Consider the following 11,852-nt stretch of genomic DNA (forward strand, 5'->3'; position numbering starts at 1 on the left):
GATGCGACAGGGAAAGAACAGGTCTACATCCACGCGCAGAAGAACATGAACACCGAGGTGCTGAATAACCGCACCACTGATGTGATAAACAACCATGCCGAAAAAATAGGTAACAACCAGGCGATCACCGTTACCAATAACCAGATCCAGAACATTGGCGTTAATCAGATACAGACGGTTGGTGTCAACCAAGTGGAAACGGTGGGCAGTAACCAGATTATCAAAGTGGGATCAAACCAGGTTGAAAAGGTGGGGATCATTCGTGCGCTGACGGTGGGCGTGGCTTACCAGACGACGGTAGGCGGCATTATGAATACCTCGGTGGCGTTGTTGCAGTCCTCACAGGTAGGGCTGCATAAATCACTGATGGTGGGAATGGGCTACAGCGTCAATGTAGGGAATAACGTCACCTTCTCGGTGGGCAAGACGATGAAGGAAAACACCGGACAAACAGCAGTTTATTCTGCCGGTGAGCATCTTGAACTCTGCTGTGGTAAGGCAAGGCTGGTGCTGACGAAGGACGGAAGCATATTTCTTAATGGTACGCACATTCATCTGGAAGGGGAGTCGGATGTGAACGGTGATGCGCCGGTGATTAACTGGAACTGTGGTGCCACACAACCTGTGCCGGATGCGCCTGTGCCGAAAGATTTACCCCCCGGAATGCCGGATATGCGGCAATTTTGAGTCAGGTGCAAAAAATTAAAACGGAACTGGTGCAGTGGCCAGATGAACCATATTAAAAGCAGAAGGAATTGATTCATGGGCGGAAAACCGGCGGCGCGGCAGGGTGACATGACCCGCAAGGGACTGGATATTGTGCAGGGTTCAGCAGGGGTGCTGATAGGTGCGCCGACGGGGGTTGCCTGCTCGGTGTGTCCCACAGGGGAAGCCACGCCGAAATATGGCAATCCGGTAAACCCGCTGCTGGGAGCGAAGGTACTGCCTGCTGAAACCGACCTGGCACTATCCGGCCCGTTGCCGTTCATCCTTTTCCGCGCCTACAGCAGTTACCGGACGAAGACGCCAGCCCCGGTGGGGATATTCGGCCCCGGCTGGAAAGCCCCCTCCGACATCCGCTTACAGATTTGTGAGCGTGAACTGATACTTAACGACAGCGGTGGCCGGAGCATCCACTTTGAACCTCTGTTTCCTGGCGAGATAAGCTACAGCCGCAGCGAGTCGTTCTGGCTGGCGCGGGGCGGGGTGCTGAAACAGCATAAAGGACACCCGCTTGCGCGGTTCTGGCGGGCGCTGCCGGAAGCGGTCCGCCTGAGTCCACACACCTATATGATGGCTGTCAGCACAACCGGGCAGTGGCTGGTGCTCGGTTGGCCGGAGCGGGTGCCGGAAGTGGACGAGGTGCTGCCGCCGGAGCCACCCGCATACCGGGTGCTGACGGGCGTGGTGGATGGCTTCGGGCGGACGCTGGCCTTCCACCGGGCGGCAGAGGGTGACGTGGCGGGCGCGGTGACGGGGGTGACGGACGGCGCGGGCCGCCGTTTTCACCTGGTGCTGAGCACACAGGCGCAGCGGGCGGAAGCCTGCCGTAAACAGCGCGCCACGTCTTTATCTTCCCCTGCCGGTCCCCGTTCTGTTTCCTCTTCTCAGGTTTTCCCCGACACGCTGCCCGCCGGTACAGAATACGGTGCCGATAACGGTATCCGGCTGGAGGCGGTGTGGCTGACACACGACCCGGCATACCCGGATGAACAGCCGACTGCGCCGCTGGCGCGCTACACGTACACGGCCAGCGGTGAGTTGCTGGCGGTGTATGACCGCAGCGGGACGCAGGTGCGCGGGTTTACTTATGATGCGGAGCACGCCGGGCGGATGGTGGCGCACCATTATGCGGGGAGGCCGGAGAGCCGCTACCGGTATGATGATACCGGTCGGGTGACGGAGCAGGTCAACCCGGAGGGGCTGAACTACCGCTTTGAGTACGGGCAGGACCGTGTGACCATCACGGACAGCCTGAACAGGCGGGAGGTGCTGTACACGGAAGGCGGGGGTGGCCTGAAGCGTGTGGTGAAGAAGGAACATGCGGACAGGAGCATCACCCGCAGCGAGTATGATGAGGCGGGGAGGCTGAAGGCGCAGACGGATGCGGCGGGGCGGCGGACGGAGTACCGACTGCATATGGCGTCGGGCGCGGTGACAGCGGTGACGGGGCCGGACGGCAGGACGGTACGGTATGGTTACAACAACCAGTTGCAACTGACGTCAGTGACGTACCCGGACGGGCTGCGCCGCAGCCGGAAATATGACCGTCAGGGCAGGCTGGCGGAAGAGATCTCGCGCAACGGTAACATTACGCGCTGGTTTTATGATTCTTCCCGCAGTGGCCTGCCCTGTGCGGTGGAAGACGGAACCGGGGTGAGGCGGAGAATAACGCGAAACCGGTACGGTCAGCTTCAGGCGTTTACGGACTGCTCGGGGTACACGACGCGGTATGAGTATGACCGGTACGGTCAACAAATCGCCGTTCACCGGGAAGGAGGCATCAGCACTTACAGCAGTTATAACCCGCGCGGTCAACTGGTCAGTCAGAGGGATGCGCAGGGGCGTGAAACCCGTTATGAGTACAGCGCCGCAGGCGACCTGACAGCAACGATATCACCGGACGGTAAACGCAGCACCATCGCATATGATAAACGCGGGCGTCCTGTGAGTGTGACGGAAGGCGGTCTGACGCGCAGCATGGGGTATGACGCTGCCGGGCGCATCACTGTGCTGACCAACGAGAACGGCAGCCAGTCCACGTTCCGGTATGACCCGGTGGACAGGCTGACGGAGCAGCGCGGCTTTGACGGGCGGACGCAACGTTACCATTATGACCTGACCGGAAAACTCACGCAGAGTGAAGATGTGGGGCTTATCACCCTCTGGCATTACGATGCGTCGGACCGCATCACGCACCGGACGGTGAACGGCGACCCGGCGGAGCAGTGGCAGTATGATGAGCACGGGTGGTTAACCACCGTCAGCCATACCAGTGAAGGCCATCGTGTGGCGGTCCACTACGGCTATGACAATAAAGGCCGCCTGACGGGCGAACGGCAGACGGTGGAGAACCCGGAGACGGGGGAGATACTGTGGGAGCATGAGACGGGGCATGCGTACAGCGAACAGGGGCTGGCGGCCCGTCAGGAGCCGGACGGTCTGCCGCCGGTGGAGTGGCTGACGTATGGCAGTGGTTATCTTGCGGGGATGAAGCTGGGCGGAACACCGCTGGTCGAGTACACGCGGGACCGGCTGCACCGTGAGACGGCCCGCAGCTTCGGTAACGGAGTGGGCAGTACAGAGGGGTACGAACAGGCCACGGCGTACACCCTCACAGGGCAGCTCCGGAGCAGGCACCTGAACCTTCCTCAGCTTGACCGTGACTACGACTGGAACGACAACGGACAGCTAATCCGCATCAGCGGCCCGCAGGAGAGCCGGGAGTACCGTTACAGCGACACGGGAAGGCTGACGGGCGTCCACACCACGGCAGTGAACCTGGATATCGATATCCCGTATGCAACAGACCCGGCAGGAAACCGGCTGCCGGACCCGGAACTGCACCCGGACAGCACCTTCACGGCGTGGCCGGATAACCGCATCGCGGAAGATGCGCACTATGTCTACCGCCACGATGAATACGGCAGGCTGGCGGAGAAGACGGACCGCATCCCGGAAGGGGTTATCCGGATGCACGACGAGCGTACCCACCACTACCATTACGACAGCCAGCACCGCCTGGTGTTCTACACGCGGATACAGCACGGCGAGCCGCAGGTCGAGAGCCGCTACCTTTACGACCCGCTGGGCCGCCGGACGGGGAAACGGGTGTGGCGACGGGAGCGTGACCTGACGGGGTGGATGTCGCTGTCGCGTAAACCGGAGGAGACATGGTACGGGTGGGACGGTGACAGGCTGACGACGGTACAGACCGGCACCACACGTATCCAGACGATTTATCAGCCGGGAAGCTTCACGCCGCTCCTGAGAATCGAAACAGAGAATGGCGAACAGGCGAAGGCGCGGCACCGTAGCCTGGCGGAGGTGTTGCAGGAGGACACGGGTGTGACGCTCCCGGCTGAGCTGGCGGTGATGCTGGGGAGGCTGGAGCGGGAACTGCGCGCGGGTGCGGTGAGTGCGGAGAGTGAAGCATGGCTTGCACAGTGCGGGCTGACGGCGGCGCAGATGGCGGCGCAACTGGAGGCGGAATACATCCCGGTGCGGAAACTTCATCTTTACCACTGCGACCACCGTGGACTGCCGCAGGCGCTTATCAGCCCGGAAGGGGAAACGGCGTGGCGCGGGGAGTATGACGAGTGGGGAAACCTGCTTAATGAGGAGAACCCGCATCACCTGTACCAGCCGTACCGTCTGCCAGGGCAGCAGTATGATGAGGAGTCGGGGCTGTACTACAACCGCAACCGGTATTATGACCCGTTGCAGGGACGGTATATCACTCAGGACCCGATAGGGCTGAAGGGAGGATTGAACCTGTATGCGTATCCGCTGAACCCGGTGCTGCGGGGGGATCCTCTTGGGTTGTCTGGTGATACACTGGTTCTTGGTTCTGCCACAACAGTAACAGGAACAGAATTTGGGGGGGCGTTACTTTCGGGCGGGGCGGCGGCTTTTGATGCAGTCACGGCGGCTATGGCGTCTGCTGCCCCTGCTCTTGGAGCAATGGCTGTGGTCGCAGGGCCAATGGGATATGACCTTCTCGCTAATGATGGGCGTGCCGGGAAGGCTCTGAGCGATGGGCAGTTAATAAATTCTCAGGCTGAAATGTGTTACTGGACCAGTAGTTGTCCTTTAGATAGCCCACATGAGAATGATAATTCGTCAGGGAGTCAGCCGAATGTTGGGAAGGATTTGACGGATGAAGAGAAGAACTGCCTGGCCGGCGGCAGTACGGGAAGCCCGGGAGGATGGGGACCGGAAGATGAGGATAATGCCCGCAACCAAGAGCGTGGTTTTGATATTGAGGAATTGCCGGATGCACATGGTAAAATGCATGATACCGCAGTGAAGGGTCATGCCCGTATTCCTAGGGATAAAGTGGATCTTTATATGCGTGGTAAGGCATCTGGTAATTTGGATGAACTGCAACAAGAATATGATGAGTTGATTAATTTAAGGCGAGATAACCAAAAGGCTTTTGCTAGAGAATATCCGGACGGGCAAAAAACAATAGAAACTTTAGAAAATAAGATACATAGCATTGAAAGATCAAGGGATATGGGGCAAATTTTAGAGGATGCTGGTATCCCGGATACTCCTGCAAACAATGATATGATAATTGAGAAGTTACTGAATTCGGCACAAGGTGACTTACCAGCAGACAGAACAACATCGGTGATTATTGACGGCGAAAATGGAAGTGTTAGACTTAACGCAGTATGGAAAAACATGCCTGATGGTGCTAAGAGACTGGCAACAATAATTGCAAAGGGATTCAAATGAACAAAAATATTGTTGTAAATAAATTAGTTAGTGGATTAAATAGCTTGCTAGAAAATGGTTATATAGATCCTAACTCGGTAGACGACGATGCTGATGCATTAGAGTATTTGGGAGAGTTATTAGTACAGGATAAAACATGTTGTCTGTCTTTCTGTAAGAAAATTTTGTATACATTGACATCTGTTGATGGCGTAATTAAAGGCGCTGCTTTAGATTTTTTACTTTTATCTGATGATTGGCGGGATGCATTTGATTATTTAATGAATAACTCAGAGAGGCTATCTGTTAAGGAGTTAAAGACAGCCTTTTTTTATTTTTGCTGCGCAAAAAATGAAACTGCACCAAACCCTGTTCCCGACGGATTATTTAAAAAACTGAGAAGTCAATATAAAATTATGAAAAATGATTCTGATGCAAAGTTTTATGGTTTGCATGAAATATACGATGAGTTTATTAATAGCTACCAACTGAATGATTGATTTAAAAAATAATAAGAAAAATGAGAATAGACAGATGGTTGTAGTATGAGGGAGCTAATTCGCAGTTGAAAGTGGTTATGGATCTGGAGTGAAAAAAGATGAAAAATGTCAATAGATATTAGATGTTATAGTGCAATGGATCTTGGTGATTTAAGAGCTAAGTTAGATTGCCTTATGCAAAAGTATAGTTATATATTTAATGATGTGTATCATATATTTGAACCAGAAGGAGTTCTTTCTCATCAAGATATTAATGCGATCGGTGATCGTGTTGAAAAATATAATTCAGAATCTACATTGTTGATTGCAGAAGAGTTTGGGATGATGAATCCTAAATCTTGTTTTTCAATTAGGGTTATGGATAAAACATTTTCAGTTCTGGATACGCCAGAACTGGCTGACCTACTGAGGAAGGAGTTGGATGATGGTATTTTAATACTTTTAAATTGTGAAACTCCAATTTAAAGAGTACATGGTAAATAGATGGTTGGTAAGTTAATTTTTTTTGATGTGTGTGGGGCGATTGTCGGGTGCGCAAGGGAAAGGATAAAAATATATATTTTTGCATCATTAAATACAGGCTTGTAGAGTGAAAGTTATAACTGTCCAAGAAAACGATGAAATATAACTTCAGCCATCATATTGAACGCTGACATAAAACCTACTGTTGTTGATGCAAGTCTGTGGTGTAATTGATTGGATGCAAGGGATTTTTATGAAAGCATTCGAATAACGAAAAATGTGGTGGCTAATTTTTTTTGTATCTGAGTTTCTCAATCGCAATAAGATAACTCATGCTTTCTGTATTGATACTGAAAATAGTATAATGAATATTTTGACTAACTGTTTGTTAACGGCGTTTTTATTGATATTAAATTTCAATTAAATAATTAACCCTCTGAATATAAAATAATTCAGAGGAAAAGGAATAAACCATGAGCGGAAAACCGGCGGCGCGGCAGGGCGACATGACCCGCAAGGGACTGGATATTGTGCAGGGTTCAGCGGGTGTGCTGATAGGATCGCCGACGGGAGTGGCCTGCTCGGTGTGTCCGGGAGGGATTACCTATGCTAACCCGGTGAACCCGGTGCTGGGTGCGAAGGTGCTGCCGGGCGAGACGGACCTGGCACTGCCCGGCCCGCTGCCGTTCATTCTTTCCCGCGCCTACAGCAGCTACCGGACGAAGACGCCAGCCCCGGTGGGAGTGTTTGGTCCCGGCTGGAAAGCCCCTTTCGATATCCGCTTACAGGTTCATGAGCGGGAACTGATACTCAACGACACCGGCGGCAGGAGCATTCACTTTGAGCCGCTGTTTCCCGGCGAGATAAGCTACAGCCGCAGCGAGTCGTTCTGGCTGGCGCGAGGCGGGGTGGCGGAGCAGCACAGTTCGCAGCCGTTAAGCGCGCTCTGGCAGGTGCTGCCGGAAGATGCTCGCCTGAGTCCGCATGTGTACCTGGCGACAAACAGCCTTCAGGGGCCGTGGTGGATACTCGGCTGGCCGGAGCGGGTGCCGGGGGCGGACGAGGTGCTGCCGCCGGAGCCGCCCGCATACCGGGTGCTGACGGGCGTGGTGGATGGCTTTGGTCGGACGCTGGCCTTTCACCGGGCAGCGGAGGGTGACGTGGCGGGCGCGGTGACGGGGGGGACGGACGGCGCGGGCCGCCGTTTTCACCTGTTGCTGAGCACGCAGGCGCAGCGGGCTGAAGCCTTCCGTAAACAGCGCGCCACGTCTTTATCTTCCCCTGCCGGTCCCCGTTCTGTTTCCTCTTCTCAGGTTTTCCCCGACACGCTGCCCGCCGGTACAGAATACGGTGCCGATAACGGTATCCGGCTGGAGGCGGTGTGGCTGACACACGACCCGGCATACCCGGATGAACAGCCGACTGCGCCGCTGGCGCGCTACACGTACACGGCCAGCGGTGAGTTGCTGGCGGTGTATGACCGCAGCGGGACGCAGGTGCGCGGGTTTACTTATGATGCGGAGCACGCCGGGCGGATGGTGGCGCACCATTATGCGGGGAGGCCGGAGAGCCGCTACCGGTATGATGATACCGGTCGGGTGACGGAGCAGGTCAACCCGGAGGGGCTGGACTACCGTTTTGAGTACGGAGAGAGCCGGGTAATCATCACGGACAGCCTGAACAGGCGGGAGGTGCTGTACACGGAAGGCGGGGGCGGCCTGAAGCGGGTGGTGAAGAAGGAGCATGCCGACGGGAGTATCACCCGCAGCGAGTATGATGAGGCGGGGAGGCTGAAGGCACAGACGGATGCGGCGGGACGGCGGACGGAGTACAGCCTGCATATGGCGTCGGGCGCGGTGACGGCGGTGACGGGGCCGGACGGCAGGACGGTGCGGTATGGCTACAACAGCCAGCGGCAGGTGACGTCAGTGACGTACCCGGACGGGCTGCGCAGCAGCCGGGAGTATGACGAGAAGGGAAGGCTGGCGGCGGAGACCTCACGCAGCGGTGAGACGACGCGGTACAGCTATGATGACCCGGCGAGTGAGCTGCCGACAGGGATACAGGATGCGACGGGCAGTACAAAACAGATGGCATGGAGCCGCTACGGTCAACTGCTGGCCTTCACGGACTGCTCGGGGTACACGACACGGTATGAGTACGACCGGTACGGGCAGAGGACGGCGGTTCACCGGGAAGAAGGCATCAGCACTTACAGCAGTTATAACCCGCGTGGTCAACTGGTCAGTCAGAAGGATGTGCAGGGGCGTGAAACCCGTTATGAGTACAGCGCCGCAGGCGACCTCACCGCTATCATTGCCCCGGACGGCAGCCGCAGTGAGACACAGTATGATGCGTGGGGAAAGGCCGTCAGCACCACGCAGGGCGGGCTGACGCGCAGCATGGGGTATGACGCCGCCGGGCGCATCACCGTGCTGACCAACGAGAACGGCAGCCGGAGTGAGTTTACCTATGATGTGCTGGACCGCCTGACGGAGCAGCGCGGCTTTGATGGCAGGACACAGCGTTACCGGTACAGCGCCGCAGGGCAGCTTGTCCGCAGTGAAGACGAGGGGCTTATCACCCTCTGGCACTACGATACGTCGGACCGCATCACGCACCGGACGGTGAACGGCGAAGCGGCAGAGCAGTGGCAGTATGATGAGCACGGGTGGTTAACCACCCTCAGCCATACCAGTGAAGGCCACCGTGTGGCGGTCCACTACGGCTATGACGATAAGGGCCGCCTGACGGGCGAACGGCAGACGGTGGAGAACCCGGAGACGGGGGAGATGCTGTGGGAGCATGAGACGGGGCATGCGTACAGCGAACAGGGGCTGGCGGCCCGTCAGGAGCCGGACGGTCTGCCGCCGGTGGAGTGGCTGACGTATGGCAGTGGTTATCTTGCGGGGATGAAGCTGGGCGGAACACCGCTGGTCGGGTACACGCGGGACCGGCTGCACCGTGAGACGGCCCGCAGCTTCGCCGGGGAGGCCTGTGAACTTGCCACCGCCTGGAATATCAGCGGCCAGCTCCGGAGCAGGCACCTGAACCTTCCGCAGCTTGACCGTGAGTATACGTGGAACGATAACGGGCAACTGGTGCGCATCAGCGGCCCGCAGGAGAGCCGGGAGTACCGTTACAGCGACACGGGAAGGCTGACGGGCGTCCACACCACGGCAGTGAACCTGGATATCGATATCCCGTATGCAACAGACCCGGCAGGAAACCGGCTGCCGGACCCGGAACTGCACCCGGACAGCACCTTCACGGCGTGGCCGGATAACCGCATCGCGGAAGATGCGCACTATGTCTACCGCCACGATGAATACGGCAGGCTGGCGGAGAAGACGGACCGTATCCCGGAAGGGGTGATACGGATGCACGACGAGCGCACCCACCACTACCATTACGACAGCCAGCACCGTCTGGTGTTCTACACGCGGATACAGCACGGCGAGCCGCAGGTGGAGAGCCGCTACCTTTACGACCCGCTGGGCCGCAGGACGGGAAAACGGGTGTGGCGGCGGGAGCGTGACCTGACGGGATGGATGTCGCTGTCGCGTAAACCGGAGGTGACCTGGTACGGGTGGGACGGTGACAGGCTGACGACGATACAGACCGACACCACGCGTATCCAGACGGTATACGAGCCGGGGAGCTTCACGCCGCTCATCAGAATCGAAACAGAGAATGGCGAACAGGCGAAGGCGCGGCACCGTAGCCTGGCGGAGGTGTTGCAGGAGGACACGGGTGTGACGCTCCCGGCGGAGCTGGCGGTGATGCTGGGAAGGCTGGAGCGGGAACTGCGGCAGGGCAGCGTGAGTGAAGAAAGCCAGCAGTGGCTTGCGCAGTGCGGGCTGACGGCGGAACAGATGAAAAACCAGATGGAGGCGGAATACATCCCGGAGAGGAAACTTCATCTTTACCACTGCGACCACCGTGGACTGCCGCAGGCGCTTATCAGCCCGGAAGGGGAAACGGCATGGCGCGGGGAGTATGACGAGTGGGGAAACCTGCTGGGCGAGGAAAACCCGGAGCACCTGCAACAGCCGTACCGTCTGCCGGGACAGCAGTATGATGAGGAATCGGGGCTGTACTACAACCGTCACCGGTACTATGACCCGTTGCAGGGGAGGTATATCACGCAGGATCCAATCGGGCTAAGAGGTGAATGGAATCTGTATAAATATCCATTAAACCCTGTTCGGTTTATAGATTCTTTGGGTTTAAAATTCGAGGTTAATGGTGATCCAAGTGATTTTAATCAGGCTGTTAAGTATTTAGAAAAAGATTCACGAATGAAAGATGCTATAGATTTTTTATCAAGTTCTGAAGAAACTATAAATATAGAGTATATTGAAGGAACCAATGGTAGATTTAATTCGAATAATATGACGATATATTGGAATAGTAGAGCGTCTTTATTTTGTTCAACTGAATTAAACTCGAAATCACAATCGCCTGCATTAGGTTTGGGGCATGAGTTTGCACATGCACAGTATTACCTTCTTGATAAAGAAAATTTCATGGCTCTTTTAAGTCGGACGGATAAGAAATATGATAATAAAGAAGAGGCAAGGGTTATTACAATAATTGAATCGCGTGCGGCGAAAACTTTAGATGAGTGTGTCAGAGGAGCTCATAGTGGACTGCCTTTTTATCGGGTGGATGGACCGTTGCAGACGATGACAATAACGGGTACGCCAGAATAGTGAGGTTTTTTATGATGAAATATTTGATGGTTTTATTGTCTCTATTTTCTGGTTCGGTATTGGGGATGGGGCGAGTGAATGAATTGTGTGGAATAGATAGCGTGAAAACGATAGAGGTAGTTAATCTTCCATCGTATGTTACCACGTTAGTTCCGCTTAGCAAGGAAGGTCTTAATGAAATATACAGATATAAAGTAGTGGTGAATGAACTTAGCGATCTCTATGCGGGTAAGATAATTGATTTATTGCAAATGAAGTATTTCAGAAAAGAAAAATATAACAATATAAGATGGGGGGTTAGCATCATTTCGAAAGGCAATAATAAATGTGAAATTTATTTTGATGCTTTTGGTGAATGTGGAAGTGTGAATGGCATTAACGTATGTTTTAAAAAAAATGAAATGATAGATTGGATTAAAAAAGAAATCCCTTTGCTGTCGCAAAAATTAGGTGGGCTTTAAATGATAGGGCAATATTCAAAGACAGTATAGGTAACTATTTGTATGGCCATGTAAGGTAAAAGAAAAGGAATAAACCATGAGCGGAAAACCGGCGGCGCGGCAGGGTGACATGACCTGCAAGGGACTGGATATTGTGCAGGGTTCTGCGGGTGACGGAGCAGGTCAACCCGGAGGGGCTGGCAGGGAAAGATCACGGTGTGCCGTAGGCACAAAGATGCAAAACGGGACGTTTTGCATGTAATAAGCATAAGCTTGTGAAGAGATGGTGGCAG

6 protein-coding genes and 1 pseudogene are annotated in these 11,852 nt (G+C 55.0%); all 7 read left to right on the plus strand.

Features of this window, described 5'->3' with window-relative positions:
- Window positions 1–687: bacteriophage T4 gp5 trimerisation domain-containing protein (locus FQZ95_RS14700; protein WP_077502255.1), on the plus strand; the 687-nt coding region annotated here is incomplete at its 5' end.
- 75 nt (window positions 688–762) lie between these two features.
- On the plus strand, window positions 763–5,463 hold the full coding sequence (locus FQZ95_RS14705) for an RHS element core protein (protein WP_237428015.1): 4,701 nt from the start codon (window positions 763–765) through the stop codon (window positions 5,461–5,463).
- A complete protein-coding gene (locus FQZ95_RS14710) occupies window positions 5,460–5,942 on the plus strand; it encodes a hypothetical protein (RefSeq protein WP_001038879.1) in 483 nt (160 codons plus the stop codon). The genes FQZ95_RS14705 and FQZ95_RS14710 overlap by 4 nt, the downstream gene beginning before the upstream one ends.
- A 105-nt stretch (window positions 5,943–6,047) precedes the next feature.
- A complete protein-coding gene (locus tag FQZ95_RS14715; protein ID WP_160530364.1) occupies window positions 6,048–6,407 on the plus strand; it encodes a hypothetical protein in 360 nt (119 codons plus the stop codon).
- A gap of 470 nt (window positions 6,408–6,877) precedes the next feature.
- Window positions 6,878–11,119, plus strand: coding sequence for an RHS element core protein (locus FQZ95_RS14720; protein WP_160530365.1), 4,242 nt, complete (start codon window positions 6,878–6,880; stop codon window positions 11,117–11,119).
- 11 nt (window positions 11,120–11,130) lie between these two features.
- The gene (locus FQZ95_RS14725) at window positions 11,131–11,580 is read left to right on the plus strand and encodes an RHS element protein dsORF-h1 (RefSeq protein ID WP_032183280.1); all 450 of its coding nucleotides are present in this window, start codon (window positions 11,131–11,133) and stop codon (window positions 11,578–11,580) included.
- Window positions 11,581–11,656: 76 nt separating this feature from the next.
- A pseudogene (locus FQZ95_RS27010) lies at window positions 11,657–11,755 on the plus strand (hypothetical protein); the annotation flags it as partial.
- Window positions 11,756–11,852 lie beyond the last annotated feature (97 nt).

It is taken from the genome of Escherichia sp. HH41S (assembly GCF_009820115.1).
Classification (GTDB): domain Bacteria; phylum Pseudomonadota; class Gammaproteobacteria; order Enterobacterales; family Enterobacteriaceae; genus Escherichia; species Escherichia coli_F.

Bases quoted from the DNA above. Each gene is read 5' to 3' on its own strand.
- FQZ95_RS14705 (WP_237428015.1), top strand. From the start codon at position 763: ATGGGCGGAAAACCGGCGGCGCGGCAGGGTGACATGACCCGCAAGGGA.
- FQZ95_RS14710 (WP_001038879.1), top strand. From the start codon at position 5,460: ATGAACAAAAATATTGTTGTAAATAAATTAGTTAGTGGATTAAATAGC.
- FQZ95_RS14715 (WP_160530364.1), top strand. From the start codon at position 6,048: ATGTCAATAGATATTAGATGTTATAGTGCAATGGATCTTGGTGATTTA.
- FQZ95_RS14720 (WP_160530365.1), top strand. From the start codon at position 6,878: ATGAGCGGAAAACCGGCGGCGCGGCAGGGCGACATGACCCGCAAGGGA.
- FQZ95_RS14725 (WP_032183280.1), top strand. From the start codon at position 11,131: ATGATGAAATATTTGATGGTTTTATTGTCTCTATTTTCTGGTTCGGTA.